Origin of the sequence: Gordonia sp. SL306 (genome assembly GCF_026625785.1) — a bacterium.
In the GTDB taxonomy this organism is placed as follows: Bacteria; Actinomycetota; Actinomycetes; order Mycobacteriales; family Mycobacteriaceae; genus Gordonia.
The window spans coordinates 4151469-4163920 of the sequence record NZ_CP113063.1 but is presented as its reverse complement, the minus strand read 5'-3'; the positions used below and the strand labels follow the sequence as shown (position 1 = coordinate 4163920).

Annotated in this window: 13 protein-coding genes; 2 read left to right on the top strand and 11 right to left on the bottom strand. The window is 68.6% G+C overall.

Translation table 11 applies throughout. The annotated features are described in order from the left end of the window. Nucleotides 1-60: 60 nt before the first annotated feature. The gene (locus tag OVA31_RS19065) at nt 61-855 is read right to left on the bottom strand and encodes a hypothetical protein (protein ID WP_267628162.1); all 795 of its coding nucleotides are present in this window, start codon (nt 853-855) and stop codon (nt 61-63) included. Between the two features lie 438 nt (nt 856-1293). On the opposite strand from OVA31_RS19065, the gene OVA31_RS19060 reads away from it, so the two are divergent. Then, nucleotides 1294-1590: a WhiB family transcriptional regulator gene (locus tag OVA31_RS19060; protein ID WP_164307028.1), complete on the top strand. Its 297-nt coding sequence runs from the start codon at nt 1294-1296 to the stop codon at nt 1588-1590. Between the two features lie 90 nt (nt 1591-1680). Here OVA31_RS19060 and groL read toward each other — a convergent pair whose 3' ends face one another. The 3 genes from groL to OVA31_RS19045 all read right to left on the bottom strand — a co-directional run bounded on the left by groL (nt 1681) and on the right by OVA31_RS19045 (nt 5396). Next, a complete protein-coding gene (groL, locus tag OVA31_RS19055) occupies nt 1681-3291 on the bottom strand; it encodes a chaperonin GroEL (protein WP_267628161.1) in 1611 nt (536 codons plus the stop codon). 99 nt (nt 3292-3390) lie between these two features. Continuing rightward, nucleotides 3391-3690 (bottom strand): co-chaperone GroES, encoded by a 300-nt coding sequence (groES, locus tag OVA31_RS19050; RefSeq protein ID WP_006334733.1) that lies wholly within the window; start codon nt 3688-3690, stop codon nt 3391-3393. Nucleotides 3691-3851: 161 nt separating this feature from the next. Then, nucleotides 3852-5396, bottom strand: a complete 1545-nt coding sequence (locus OVA31_RS19045) for an MFS transporter (protein WP_267628160.1) — start codon at nt 5394-5396, stop codon at nt 3852-3854. A gap of 102 nt (nt 5397-5498) precedes the next feature. On the opposite strand from OVA31_RS19045, the gene OVA31_RS19040 reads away from it, so the two are divergent. Further along, on the top strand, nt 5499-5909 hold the full coding sequence (locus tag OVA31_RS19040) for a MarR family winged helix-turn-helix transcriptional regulator (RefSeq protein WP_164307025.1): 411 nt from the start codon (nt 5499-5501) through the stop codon (nt 5907-5909). On the opposite strand, the gene tsaD is transcribed toward OVA31_RS19040, so the two are convergent. The 7 genes from tsaD to OVA31_RS19005 form a co-directional block, all read right to left on the bottom strand. Then, nucleotides 5900-6952 (bottom strand): tRNA (adenosine(37)-N6)-threonylcarbamoyltransferase complex transferase subunit TsaD, encoded by a 1053-nt coding sequence (gene tsaD, locus OVA31_RS19035; protein ID WP_190267654.1) that lies wholly within the window; start codon nt 6950-6952, stop codon nt 5900-5902. The two genes, OVA31_RS19040 and tsaD, sit on opposite strands and share 10 nt — an antisense overlap. Then, a complete protein-coding gene (gene rimI, locus OVA31_RS19030; RefSeq protein ID WP_267628159.1) occupies nt 6949-7458 on the bottom strand; it encodes a ribosomal protein S18-alanine N-acetyltransferase in 510 nt (169 codons plus the stop codon). Before rimI ends, tsaD begins: the two co-directional genes overlap by 4 nt. Continuing rightward, entirely contained in the window at nt 7455-8162 is a 708-nt protein-coding gene (tsaB, locus tag OVA31_RS19025; protein WP_267628158.1) for a tRNA (adenosine(37)-N6)-threonylcarbamoyltransferase complex dimerization subunit type 1 TsaB, read from the bottom strand. The genes rimI and tsaB overlap by 4 nt, the downstream gene beginning before the upstream one ends. Then, nucleotides 8162-8623: a tRNA (adenosine(37)-N6)-threonylcarbamoyltransferase complex ATPase subunit type 1 TsaE gene (gene tsaE, locus OVA31_RS19020; RefSeq protein ID WP_267628157.1), complete on the bottom strand. Its 462-nt coding sequence runs from the start codon at nt 8621-8623 to the stop codon at nt 8162-8164. Before tsaE ends, tsaB begins: the two co-directional genes overlap by 1 nt. Then, on the bottom strand, nt 8620-9729 hold the full coding sequence (locus OVA31_RS19015) for an alpha/beta fold hydrolase (protein ID WP_267631606.1): 1110 nt from the start codon (nt 9727-9729) through the stop codon (nt 8620-8622). Before OVA31_RS19015 ends, tsaE begins: the two co-directional genes overlap by 4 nt. Before the next feature lie 19 nt (nt 9730-9748). Then, the gene (alr, locus tag OVA31_RS19010) at nt 9749-10882 is read right to left on the bottom strand and encodes an alanine racemase (RefSeq protein WP_267628156.1); all 1134 of its coding nucleotides are present in this window, start codon (nt 10880-10882) and stop codon (nt 9749-9751) included. Nucleotides 10883-11000: 118 nt separating this feature from the next. After that, nucleotides 11001-12443, bottom strand: a complete 1443-nt coding sequence (locus tag OVA31_RS19005) for an NAD(P)H-hydrate dehydratase (protein ID WP_267628155.1) — start codon at nt 12441-12443, stop codon at nt 11001-11003. Between the last annotated feature and the right edge of the window lie 9 nt (nt 12444-12452).

Below are 12452 nucleotides of genomic sequence, written 5' to 3'. Positions count from 1 at the left end.
GCGCCGTTTCCCCCACGTCACCTTAGCGATCGGACCCGACGCTCGACGCACCCACTGCCATCACGCGTTGTCGAATGGCACACCTCGAGAGATGAGTTCGGATCGAGTCCGCGCCAGTTCCTTCGTGACCTGCTCATCTCCCGCGTCGAGCCCGTTCCGCAATGCCAGCGAAGCCCACTGCAACGGCATCAGGCCCGCGTCGGCTGCGCGCCTGGTCACCTCACCCGCGAGCTCCGCGGCGTGACGCGAGTCACCCGCGGTCGCCGCGGCGGCGGCCGCGATGAGGGTCGTCTTCACGCGGTGGCGCTCCGGGGTGTCGCCGAGTTCGGCCAATCGACAACCCGCCTCGGCGTGTCCGACCGCTTTCGCCGCGTCGCCGCCGTACATGGCCAACTCGGCCGAGACCCACTCGATGCGCAGCCGAGGACGACGACCGGCGAGCCAACCGCCGTCGTCGGGGTCGGCGTGGTCGCGGGCACGGTCCAGCAGGCGTGCAGCGTCCGACAGACGGAGCCGGCCGAGATGATCGGCGGCGAGCCCGACCAACGCGTCCAACAGGGCGGCCTGGCGCCACCGGCCCCCGGCGGCCATTCGCCGCTGCCCGCCATCGGGCGACCCCACGCCAACCAACAGCAGGGCGCGTCCGTCATACGTCGCAGCCTGCCGGTGACGGCCCGCCTGCCGCAGCAGCGAGGCCCGGGTCGAGGAGGCCAGCGAAGAGAGCACATCGTCACCGCGTTCCCGCCCCACGCGGTCCGCACCGTCGAGCAACGCGAACGCGGCTGCGGTGTGACCTATACCTCCCCGGTGCACCGCGCGGTCCCACAACGCATACCCATCCGTACGTTTGCCCATATCAGACCCTATTTTCTCGCGATCACGTCAACGCCGAATGGAATGTAACCGGTTCCAGTTTGCATGAATTTAACCTGCCGTCACAAACATTAATTCCGCCCCCAGATCACGCAGGCATATTCTGCATATTTCTTCCGTGTTACGCGACGCCCGTCACGGAACCTCCCTGAAACGAGCTGCCGCGGCTGCCGAAACACTCCCCCGGGCAAGGGAATTCGCAGTTCAGATAGGGCAAACCGTCCCGCAGCAGGGGCCTGATCCACCCAGTTCCGGGTATATGCTAGTCCGGTCCGTTTCCACAACACAGAGTTAACATTTCCCGAAGTTTCACCATCATTGAGCAGGTATTTGGCGGGATTGACTCCATTTCTTTTGCTTGCCTACTGTGTGGATGCACTGATGAATACGAGTGCCACTCGCAGACAAGGAGTCGCTGTCATGCCTCAGCCAAATCTTCTTCCCGGCCCGAACGCCGACATCTGGGACTGGCAAATGAAGGGTCTCTGCCGCGGAGTGGAATCCTCGATGTTCTTTCACCCCGACGGTGAGCGCGGCCGTGCGCGCGCCCAGCGGGAGCGCCGTGCCAAGGAGATGTGCCACCAGTGCCCGGTGATCGCCCAATGCCGTGAGCATGCCCTCGCGGTCGCCGAGCCCTACGGCATCTGGGGAGGACTCTCCGAATCCGAACGCAGCATGCTGATGAAGCGCGGTGTCGGACGCCGGATGGCCGGCTAGCCGACACGCGGACCCCTCCCCAACGCCCTCGGGGGCATCGATCCAGCAGGATCGATGCCCCCGAGGGGTTTTGCGGATACGTCGCCGATGTCAGTGGGCGTGACCGTGACCGCCGGCCGGGGCCTCCTCGGGCCGGTCCGTGATCGCGGTCTCGGTGGTCAACACCATCCGCGCGACGGATGCCGCGTTCACCACGGCCGATCGCGTCACCTTCACGGGATCGATGATCCCGTCGGCGAGCAGATCACCGTAGGTGAGCGTGGCTGCGTTGAAGCCGAGGCCCTGATCGGACTCGGTCACCTTCGCGACCACGACGGCACCGTCGACGCCCGCGTTGCTGGCGATCCAATAGAGCGGGGCGCGGGCCGCGTCACGCACGACGCGCACCCCGAGCGCCTCGTCGTCGGGCAGGTCCGCCGCCAGCGCGTCGAGCACTGACGCCGCCTGCACGATCGCGGAGCCGCCGCCGATGACGATGCCCTCCTCGACTGCGGCCTTGGCCGCCGCCACGGCATCCTCGACGCGATGCTTGCGCTCCTTGAGCGCGGTCTCGGTGGCAGCGCCCACGCGGATGACTGCCACGCCGCCGGCGAGCTTGGCCAGGCGCTCGGCCAGCTTCTCGCGGTCCCAGTCGGAATCGCTCTGCTCGATCTCACGACGGAGCTGCTCGGCACGCTTGGCGATGTCGTCCTTGGTGCCCGCACCCTCGACCAAGGTCGTCGTGTCCTTGCTCACGACCACGCGGCGGACCGAGCCGAGCGCGTCGAGTCCGGTCTCGGCGAGGGACATGCCGATGTCGGAGGAGATCACTGTCGCGCCGGTGACGACCGCCAGGTCCTCCAGGAACGCCTTGCGACGATCCCCGAAGAACGGGGCCTTGACCGCAACGGCCTTGATGGTCTTGCGGATGGAGTTCACGACGAGAGTCGAGAGCGGCTCGCCCTCCACGTCCTCGGCGATGATCAGCACCGACTTGCCTTCGGAGGCGATCTTCTCCAGCAGCGGCAGGAAGTCCGGCAGCGAGCTGATCTTGTCGCGGTAGAGGAGCACAAATGCGTCCTCCAGCACGGCCTCCTGGCTGTCCGCATCCGTGACGAAGTACGGCGACAGGAAGCCCTTGTCGAACTGGACGCCCTCGGTGATGTCGAGGTCGGTCTCCAGACCGGAGCCCTCCTCGACGGTGACGACGCCGTCGCCACCCACCCGGGTCATCGCCTTGCCGACCATCACGCCGACCTCCTCGTCACGTGACGAGACGGTCGCGACCTGGCCGATCGCCTTCTCACCGTCGACCGGGGTTGCCACCCGGAGCAGTTCGGCGCTGATCGCGTCCGCGGCCTTTCCGATCCCGATGCCGAGCGCGATCGGGTTGGCGCCCGCCGTGACGTTGCGCAGACCGGCCGAGACCATCGCCTGTGCGAGCACGGTCGCCGTGGTGGTGCCGTCGCCGGCAACGTCGTTGGTCTTGGTGGCCACCGACTTCACGAGCTGGGCACCGAGGTTCTCGAAGGCATCCTCGAGGTCGATGTCCCGGGCGATGGTGACGCCGTCGTTGGTGACGCTCGGTCCGCCGAACGCCTTGGCCAGCACCACATGCCGGCCGCGGGGGCCGAGGGTGACCTTCACCGTGTCGGCCAGTTGGTTGATACCGCGCTCGAGCGCGCGGCGCGCTACATCATCGAATTCGATCTGTTTGGACATGGGTCTCTTTCAGAGTGCGGGACAGCTTGGAGAATCAGCACCGCCCCGGCGCCCGACGAGGGCTCCGGGGCGGTGGACACGCGGTGTGATTCGCGGGTCTTACTTGCCGATGACGGCCAGCACGTCGCGCGCCGAGAGGATCAGGTACTCCTCGCCGGCGTACTTGATCTCGGTGCCTCCGTACTTGCTGTAGATGACGGTGTCACCTTCCTTGACGTCGACCGGGACGCGGTTGCCCTGTTCGGTAACCCGGCCCTCGCCGACGGCGATGACGGTGCCTTCCTGCGGCTTCTCCTTGGCGGTGTCCGGGATGACCAGACCGGACGCGGTGGTCGTCTCTGCCTCCACGGCCTGCACCAGGATCTTGTCCTCAAGCGGCTTGATGTTCACGCTCGCCACGATGTGAGTCCTCAACTTTCGTACTGAGTGAGTTCGAACGGTGGTTCGGATGTTCATGGCGCTGGACGAAGCCCCGTCGTCGCGGGTGCCGAGGCTTCACGCAGTGCCGACTAGCACTCTATACACGAGAGTGCCAGCACTCAAGGGCGGAGGCTGCAAAATCAGTCGGCCCCGCCCGCGAGCGGGCTCTCGAGCGCCGGTACCGGGCCCGGTAGCACCTGCGTACGGCTCTTTCGCGACCATGTCGCCATCGCGATCGCACTGGCGAGACCGACGATCGACAGGCCCGCCACAACCCAGATCGCCGTCGACATCCCGCCCAGGAGCTCGCCGGGACCGGACGGTTCGTCTGAGCTCGTGAGGATCGCGGTGACCACCGCCATCATCACCGCCCCGCCCACCTGGACACTGGTGTTGACCAGCCCCGAGGCAAGTCCCTGCTCCGCGTCGTCGACACCCGCGGTGCCCTGAGATGTGACCGACGGGAACGTGACGGCGAAACCGATGCCGAGCAAGATGATCGTCGGCAGCAGGAAGTCGGCGTAGGCCATTCCCGGCTCCGCTCGTGCGAACCAAAGGTAGCCACCCAGGAAAGCCGCGAATCCGCCGACGAGCAGCCAGGGCGTCGGCACTCGATCCAGCACGCGGTCCATCCGGATGGCGCTGGCGGCGACGATCAGGCCGGCAGGCAGAAATCCGAGCGCCATCGCGAGGGGCGACCATCCAAGGGAATCCTGCAGGTACAGGGTCACCACGAACTGGAACGCCACATACGAACCGAACATCAGGGCCGCCGAGATGTTGGCATGCACGAGCAGCGGCGACCGCAGCAGTCCGAGGCGCACGAGCGGATGCCGATGCCGGCGTTCCACCAGGACGAATGCGACGGCGAGGATGCCGGACACGACCAGGGTCCCGATGGTGACCGCGGATGCCCAGCCGACCTCGGGTGCACGCACCACCCCGAAGACGAGCAGCAGCAGTGCACCCGTGCTCGTCAACGCACCGACGACGTCGAACTGTGCCCACCTGAACGGTGCGGCACCGATCTTCGGGATCACCCGCAGGCCCGCGAACAGCAACAGCAGCGCGACCGGCCCGGGGAAGATCAGCGTTGCGCGCCAGGAGATCTCGGTCAGCAGGCCACCGAACACCAGGCCGAGGGAAAACCCGCTGGCACCGCAGACGGTGTAGATCGAGAAGGCCCGATTGCGCGCGGGCCCCTCCGCGAAAGTGGTGGTGATGATCGACAGGCCCGCCGGCACGGTGAATGCCGCGGCCACGCCCTTGACGAATCGGAGCGCGACGATCAGGGCGTCGACGTCGACGACCGCACTGACCACCGAGGCCACCCCGAACACGCCGAGAGCGATGAGAAACACGCGCCGCCGGCCGATCAGATCGCTGGTCCGCCCGCCGAGCAGGAGCAGTCCTCCGTAGCCGAGGACATAGCCGCTGACGATCCATTGCAATTGCGACTGCCCCATGCCGAGGTCGGCGCCGATGGACGGCAGCGCGACACCGACCATCGAGATGTCGAGGCCGTCCAGGAAGAGCGCCCCGGCCAGGACCACCAGCAACAGCCAGGTACGCGAGCCCCACCCGGAGGCGCTGGTGATGTGCGTTGCGGGGTCGGTCGGTGCGGGCGGCGCGGTGGACGGATCGGTGGCGCGTTGAGTGATGACGAGATCGTGTGTCTGGGTCATGAGCGTTGACTATATGCGTTTGCATGTAATGCGTCTACATCTAATGTCAGGGCATTTATTGCGTATGCATTACATGTATTTGCATGTGGTAAGGTGTTCGGCATGACCGAGGGAACCGATCAGGATGCGCTGGCCGCGGCCTGGCATGACCTGTCGGTTCGGTATCACCGGGTCTCCTGCGCCCTCGACCGTGAACTGCAGGCCAATCACAAGATCTCCGCCAGTGAGTTCGAGGTCCTCGAATTGCTCTGGGCAGCAGATGAACACAGTCTGCGGATGAGCGAGCTCGCCGAGCACGTCCATCTCAGCCAGAGCGCTCTGTCACGCGTGGTCGCGCGCCTGGAGAAGGACGGGCTCGCGAGCAGGACGATGTGTGAGTCGGATCGACGGTCGGTGTTCGCCCAGCTCACCGAGAGCGGCGAGGACCGCTACCGGCGCGCGCGCCCGACCCAGCGGGCGGTACTGGCCGACCACTCACTGGGCTGCCGCGAACTGTTGCAGCGTCAGAGCTGACTGACCTGCACCGACATCCCCGGGTCGGTGGCGACGGTCAGCGGGGACGGCTGGGCTCCCCCCGCGATGACATGCGCGCCCAGCGTCGCGATCATCACTCCGTTGTCGGTGCAGAGGCGAGGCCGGGGCACCCGTAGGGTGATGCCCGCCGCCTCGCACCTTTCCTGTGCCAGCGATCGAATGCGAGAGTTCGCGGTGGCACCACCGCCGAGCACCAGGGTGTCGACGTCGAGGTCCGTGCAGGCACGGAGCGCCTTCATCGTCAGGACGTCGGCAACCGCCTCCTGGAACGACGCGGCGACGTCGGCGATCGGCACCTCGACGCCGTCGCGATCGCATTTCTCGACGTGGCGTGCCACCGCCGTCTTGAGACCACTGAACGAGAAGTCGTAGCGCGCGTCACGAGGTCCGGTCATCCCGCGTGGGAACGCGACCGCACTCGGATCACCCTCGGCTGCAGCACGATCCAGCGCCGGACCGCCCGGGAATCCGAGATCGAGAAGGCGCGCCACCTTGTCGAATGCCTCCCCCGCCGCGTCGTCGACCGTGGTCCCGAGTTCGGTGATCGGCGACGCCAGGTCCGTCACGTGCAGCAGGTGGGTGTGGCCACCGGAGACCAGGAGGGCGACGCACTCCGGCATCGGCCCGTGCTCCAGCGTGTCGACCGCGACATGACCGCCCAGGTGATTCATGGCGAAGAGTGGGACGTCCCAGGCCAATGCGTAGGCCTTCGCGGCCGCGACACCGACCAGCAGAGCGCCGGCCAGACCCGGGCCGATCGTCACCGCGATCGCATCGGGGCGGTCGATTCCGGCAACTTCTCGGGCACGCTGCATGGTCGGCACGATCGCCTCGAGGTGTGCTCGTGACGCGATCTCGGGGACCACGCCGCCGAACCGGGCATGCTCATCGACACTGGACGCGACCTCGTCGGCGAGCAGTGCCGCAGTGCCCTTCCCGCCGTCGCCGACGCCGTCCGGATCCCACCGGACGATCCCGACTCCGGTCTCGTCACACGAGCTCTCGATTCCCATCACGATCATGGGGTACTCCCTGACTCCGGCGTGGCTGACTCCGGCGTGGCCGGTCGGATCATCGTGTACGCGTCGGCACCCGACGGTTGATAGTAATTGCGGCGGATGCCCGACCGGACGAACCCGTGTCGCGCGTAGAGGTCGATCGCGGTGTCGTTGTCGGTGCGCACCTCGAGGAAAACCGGCGCGCCACAATCGTCGGCGACGTCGAGCATCGCCACCAGCAACGCGCGTCCGTAACCCCGTCCGCGATGCGACGGCGCGACGGCGATTGTGTGGACCTCGCATTCGAACGAGCCGGCCGACCCCAGTGTCGAGACTCCCGCGTAGCCCACGACGTCTCCGCCGGGCCGTTCGCGGGCCGCGAAGTACCGGTTGTACGGGGCGTTGAGCTCGGCTCGGAAAGCCGTTGCGGGCCAGGGTGAATCGTCGGCGAACATCTCCTTCTCCAGCGCGGCGCAGCGGGGGATGTCCGAGTAGTCGAGGTCGTCGATCAGCAGCTCCGACGTCGTCATCGTCGCACCTCCGTGTTCTGTCCCGCCGATAGCCGACGGCCCTTGGACTCCACGGCGTCCGGGCGCCGGAGATAGAGCGGCACCAGTGGTTCCGGATGCGCTCCGGTACGCAGCTCGTCGGACGCGGCCGCCACGAGACCGGCCACCGACGGTACCGTCGCGGTCCCGACAGCGCGGCCGAAGAGCTCGGCGTGCGCCGGTGATCCGGCCACGAGATCGATGGGCGTCGAGGCGAGGTCGTCGACGAGCCGGGCAGGCGCGACGACCTCCGGCCCACTCACACGTCTCCCGTCGACATACCGGGCCCAATAGACCTCCCGACGTCGGGCATCGGTGACCACGAGCATCGAGCCGTCAGCCGCCCCGTCCATGAGCTCCTGTCCGGCGACCGCGTCCAGCGAACACACGCCGTACGCGGGCAGCCCCAGCGCGTCGGCGAAGGCCGCCCCGGTCGCCATGCCCACACGCAATCCGGTGAAGGGGCCCGGCCCGCACCCGACGACCACTGCGGCGAGATCGGTGCGCGCGACTCCCGATTCCGTCAGGACCTCGGCGATGAGTGTGGTGAGCACCTCGGCATGCCGGCGCCCGTCCGACACGACGCGCTCGGCCGCCACCTCGGGCGCACCACTGTCGTCGGGGCGCAGGCACGCGACGCCGGTCACCACCGAGTCGGTCGCGGTGTCGATGGCCAATACCCACATCAGTGATCCACCCATTCCCATTCGGCGCGACGGACATCCGATTCGGGCTCCCGCCGCAGGCGCACCCGCAGGTGCCGATCGGCGAGACGCTCGGCGACTCCCTCACCCCACTCCACCACGATCACCGCCCCCGTCAGGTCGGAATCGAGGTCCAGCGCATCGAGCTCGTCGAGGCCGCCGAGCCGGTAGGCGTCGACGTGGATCATGCCGGGCAGTCCCGGCCGTGACGGCCGATGCTCACGCGCGATGATGAACGTCGGCGACGACACCCTACCGAGAATCTGCAGCCCGGCCCCGATACCCCTGGCCATCGCCGTCTTGCCTGCGCCCAGCGGGCCGTCGAGGATCACCAGGTCCCCGGCTCGCAGGGTGGCGGCCAGTTCCCGTCCCAGATCTTCGGTGTCGGCGACCTCGGCCAGCGTTCGCGCGCCTGCCGCACCTGCCTCCACGGGTCCGCTCATCCCGACACCCTCCTTCGCCACCACCGGCGACGGCGCGGCTGCGGCGTCGCCGTCCGCGCACGATCCACCAGGTCGACGATCGCCTGGGTCACCACGTCCGGCCTCTCCATCTGCACCATGTGACCTGCCCCCTCGACCACGACGAGTCGCGAGTCCTCTCTGAGTTCCCCGTACATCCGCATCGATCTGGGCAAGGGCGTCAGCCGATCCGCGTTGCCGCACACCACCACCGACGGCACCCGGGCGAGGACCGGCAGTGCCATGGATTCGTCGTGGTTCTCCAGGGCGTGCAGGAAGTTCACGATGGTCTCGATGGGCGTGTTCTGGATCATCTTCTCGACGGCACGCCCCACGTTCGGGCTGTAGAAGTCGGGACCGAAGCTCGCCGCGACCAGTACGGGTTCCAACACCTGACGGGTGATCCCGCGGCCGGCCCGCACCAGAGCCGGGACATGACGGACGGACAGCCGGAACGCGTCGAGCAGTGGGTTCGACAGTCCTTCGCCGAGGCCGGCCTCGGTCAGACCGCGCGAGGCCGTCGCCACCAGGGCGACGCCACTGGCCCGGCCATCGGGGGCGAAGAGTGCCGGGTCGCGCCGCGCCAGTCCCATCAACGCCATCCCGCCCATCGAATGACCCACCAGGACAAGCGGACCTGTCGGAGCGGCGGCGCGGATCACCGCGCCGATGTCGTCGCCGAGGCGGGTGATGGTGCAGGTCTCGGCCGGCGCCGGACCACTGCGGCCGTGACCGCGATGATCGAAGAACACCATCCGGATGGATCGATCGGCCCAGCGCTGCGCCAACTCGTGACGCTGGAAATGCCAACTCGCCATACGCAGGCTGAACCCGTGGACGAAGATCACGGTCAGCTCCGGGTCGATCTCATCCGGATCGGCTCCCGCCGGGCCGGTGATCACCGTGCGGACCGCGAGATCGATCCCGTCGTCGGTGGTGACCGTACTCGCGGTGTCGTCGTAGATCGTGGTGAAGTCCACGCCCGCAAACGGATCCGCGCGGTTCGCGGTCCGACGGCGTGCCACGTTGCGGGCGACCCCGCCGGCAGCGACGGCCCCGAGCGCGGCGACACCGGTGACCCCGGCCATCCAGCCGATGCGCTCCGAGTCATCCACGGGCGCCCCCGACGTACTCCCGCATCGCCCGACGACCGATACCCGAGACGATCTCGTAGTCGATGGTGCCGATCGTGTCAGCCCAGTCCTTGGCGGTCGGCCCGCCGTCGCGACCGGTGCCGAACAGCTCCGCCCGGTCGCCCTCGGCCACTCCTCCGCCATCCGAACCGAGGTCGACGACCATCTGGTCCATGCAGATCCGGCCGACGCCCGGGAACGATCGTCCGTTGATCCGGACCGCGAACCTGCCGGAGAGCAGCCGCGGCACGCCGTCGGCGTAGCCGGCAGGCAGGATCGCGATGGTCGTGTCGGCAGGCGCGATCCAGGTGTGTCCGTAGGAAACCCCTTCTCCCGCAGAGAGTTTCTTGACCAGCGAGACCTGGGCGGTCAACGTCATCGCGGGAATCAGGCCGAAGTCACCGCGCTCGGGCACCGGCGTCCGCCCGTAGAGGGCGATCCCGGGCCGGACCAGATCGCGCGCAAGGTCTGGACGTGTCAGTGCGGCAGGAGAATTGGCGATGTGCATCACCTCGGGTCCGGCGCCGAGCCTGCGCAGGTCGTCGGCGGCGAGGTCGAGACGATGCGCCTGTTCGGAATTCAGCGGATGGTCGGGCTCGTCACCACGAGCGAGGTGACACATGATCGCCCGGACCGACACGGCACCGTCGGCCTTCGCCTTTGCCAGCGATTCGGCGAAGTCGGCCCACTCGTCGACCGCGATCCCGCTCCGATTGAGCCCGGTGTCCACCTTGACCGTCACCGTGGCCGTGGTGGACCGGGCCGCCGCCGCGGCGACGACCGCGGCCAGCTGACGCGACGATGACACGGCGATGTCGATGTCGTTGGCGATCGCCGCGCCGAAATCGGTGGCGGGAGTGTGGAGCCACGCGGTGATGTGAGCACTGATCCCGCCGGCCCGCAGCGCGACCGCCTCGTCGACGTGCGCCACACCCAGTTCGGCGGCGCCTGCCGCCAGCGCAGTTCGCGCGACGGGCAGGACGCCGTGCCCGTAGGCATCGGCCTTCACCACCGCGAGGACATCGGCGCGCGCGGCATCGCGCACCACGCCGACATTGTGGGCGATCGCGTCGAGATCGATGGTCGCGGCCAGGGCAGGTGAGGTCATCGCGTCCATTGTCCCAGATCGGCACGAGTGCCCTGCACGTGTGCGCGGCCACCGATGTGTCCGGGATCACTGCCGCGCCAGTGCCGTGTGAGGACCACACTCACCCGATCGCAGAGGCCTAGCGGATCGCCCGCACCGCCGATCGGACCGCGCCCAGGAGGGCAGACGCCCCGATCGGTGCGCCTCGGGCGGCCAGATCGGCCGCGTGCCCGTGTACCCGCGCCGCGGCGGCGCCGGCCAGGGACGGGGTGAGCCCCGACGCCATCAGGGCGCCGGCGATTCCCGAGAGCACGTCACCGGCCCCGGCCGTGGCCGCCCACGAGGAACCGGCGTCGTTGCCGAACACGTCGCCCGAGGGGTCCGCGACGAGCGTGATCCGCCCCTTGAGAAGCACCGTGACCTGCCACTTCTCCGCCAGATCTGCGGCTGCCTGCAATCGGTCGGCGCCGACGTCGTCACCCGCCAGGCGTGCGTATTCGCCCGCGTGCGGGGTCAGCAGCGTCGGGGCCGGACGGTCCGCCACGAGCTCCGGATGAGCTGCGACCAGAGTGAGACCGTCGGCATCGACGAGCACCGGTAGATCGGTCGCCAGCACCGTGCGGAGAAGGTCCAGAGCGTCGTCGTCGGTTCCCATGCCGGGGCCCACCACCCACGCCTGCACACGTCCCGCATCGTCGAGCGACCTGGCCGCGACCACCTCCGGGAAATGCGAGACCACTTCGTCGGCGGCCGTTCCGACATAACGGGTCATGCCCGACGTCGCACTCACCGCCGCACCCGTCGCCAGGATCGCCGCTCCCGGGTACCGCGCCGACCCGGCGATCACCCCGACCACGCCCTGGCTGTACTTGTCGTCGCGGGGGCCGGGGACCGGCCACAGCCGCGCGACGTCATCGTCGGCGAGTGCCGCGAGCCGGGGCGCGGGACCATCGGAGGGCCCGGGCCCGTCGATGCCGATCTCGATCACCTCGACCCGACCGCATTGCGGCGCGGCCAGGAGGTGGGCGTTTCGGGGAGCGCCGAACGTGACGGTGATGGTGGCCTGCACGGCCGGGTCGTGGACCTCGCCGGTGTCGGCGTCGACTCCGGACGGGAGGTCGACGGCCACGATCGCCGGTCCCCCGATGTCGGCACGTTCCAGACGGGCGAACTGCGCGGCGGCCGCCGCCCGCAATGGTCCACGGCCGCCGATCCCGACGACCCCGTCGATCACCAGGTCGAGTCCGGACGGGAGGGTCTCGGCGATGCGACCGCCCGCACGACAGAACGCCGCGAGACCGCCGGGGTGGGCTCTGTCCGGGTCCAGCAGCACGGCGGTACACGCCACACCGCGGTGCGCGAGCACTGCCAGCGCATAGAGCGCGTCGCCGCCGTTGTCACCCGCCCCGATCACTCCTCCGACGCGACGTCCGTAACAGCCGCCCGTCGCCCGGAGTTCGCTGATCACCACCTGCGCCACGCTGGACGAGGCGCGCCGCATGAGTGTGCCGCCGGTCAGCAGATCCCCGGTCGCCTGTTCCGCCTGCCGGACGGCGTCGGCGGTGAGGTAGCGGGTCGGCATCGGTCGGGA

Coding starts and splice junctions, on each gene's coding strand:
- OVA31_RS19065 (WP_267628162.1), bottom strand. CDS start 855: ATGGGCAAACGTACGGATGGGTATGCGTTGTGGGACCGCGCGGTGCAC.
- OVA31_RS19060 (WP_164307028.1), top strand. CDS start 1,294: ATGCCTCAGCCAAATCTTCTTCCCGGCCCGAACGCCGACATCTGGGAC.
- groL (WP_267628161.1), bottom strand. CDS start 3,291: ATGTCCAAACAGATCGAATTCGATGATGTAGCGCGCCGCGCGCTCGAG.
- OVA31_RS19045 (WP_267628160.1), bottom strand. CDS start 5,396: ATGACCCAGACACACGATCTCGTCATCACTCAACGCGCCACCGATCCG.
- OVA31_RS19040 (WP_164307025.1), top strand. CDS start 5,499: ATGACCGAGGGAACCGATCAGGATGCGCTGGCCGCGGCCTGGCATGAC.
- tsaD (WP_190267654.1), bottom strand. CDS start 6,952: ATGATCGTGATGGGAATCGAGAGCTCGTGTGACGAGACCGGAGTCGGG.
- rimI (WP_267628159.1), bottom strand. CDS start 7,458: ATGACGACGTCGGAGCTGCTGATCGACGACCTCGACTACTCGGACATC.
- tsaB (WP_267628158.1), bottom strand. CDS start 8,162: ATGTGGGTATTGGCCATCGACACCGCGACCGACTCGGTGGTGACCGGC.
- tsaE (WP_267628157.1), bottom strand. CDS start 8,623: ATGAGCGGACCCGTGGAGGCAGGTGCGGCAGGCGCGCGAACGCTGGCC.
- OVA31_RS19015 (WP_267631606.1), bottom strand. CDS start 9,729: ATGGCCGGGGTCACCGGTGTCGCCGCGCTCGGGGCCGTCGCTGCCGGC.
- alr (WP_267628156.1), bottom strand. CDS start 10,882: ATGACCTCACCTGCCCTGGCCGCGACCATCGATCTCGACGCGATCGCC.
- OVA31_RS19005 (WP_267628155.1), bottom strand. CDS start 12,443: ATGCCGACCCGCTACCTCACCGCCGACGCCGTCCGGCAGGCGGAACAG.